The organism is Sphaerospermopsis reniformis (assembly GCF_005402885.1).
GTDB lineage: Bacteria > Cyanobacteriota > Cyanobacteriia > Cyanobacteriales > Nostocaceae > Sphaerospermopsis > Sphaerospermopsis kisseleviana.
In genome coordinates, this window is record NZ_BJCE01000557.1 from 1 (window position 1) to 530 (window position 530).

Here is a 530-nt window from a genome sequence, read left to right on the forward strand (position 1 = left end):
TCAGAAACCAAGTATCCGCGATGGAAACATTTTGTTTGAGTCGTGGGTTAGCTGTTGATGATTGGGTTTCAGAGATTGGAGGCGGATTAAACTTTAAAAGAAAAAAGTTTTTATCAATTATGTTATCAATGCTTAAAGGCGAAATATCGACAATTGTTGTGGCGCACAAAGACAGAATGTGTCGGTTTGCTTTTGACTTTATTATGGAATTAGCAAGTTCCGTGAGGTGTCAGATCATAATTGCAAATCAGGAATCTTTATCACCTCAACAAGAATTAGTGGAAGACCTAATGGCAATTATCCACTGCTTTTCTTGTCGATTGTACGGATTGAGGAATTACTCCCAAGAAATCAAGGATCATCTCAAAAATGCTATTGACAAACCTGTACAAGATATGTCAGCTTTAGACAGCAAAGAAATACAGTGTTGAGGTCGAGCAATGCTTTTATCTATCAAAACAAAACTCAAGTTAAACAAAACCCAGGAAATATTAATGGCTAAACACGCTGGTATAGCAAGGTTTACCTAT

The 530-nt window shown here is 36.6% G+C and carries 2 protein-coding genes; both read left to right on the forward strand.

Going from position 1 to position 530, the window contains the following annotated elements; genetic code table 11:
- A partial coding sequence (locus FFR48_RS28390) for an IS607 family transposase (RefSeq protein WP_137669626.1) occupies positions 1-431 on the forward strand: 431 nt, incomplete at its 5' end.
- Positions 432-440: 9 nt separating this feature from the next.
- The coding region (locus FFR48_RS28395) for a helix-turn-helix domain-containing protein (protein WP_162502001.1) at positions 441-530 on the forward strand (90 nt) is incomplete at its 3' end.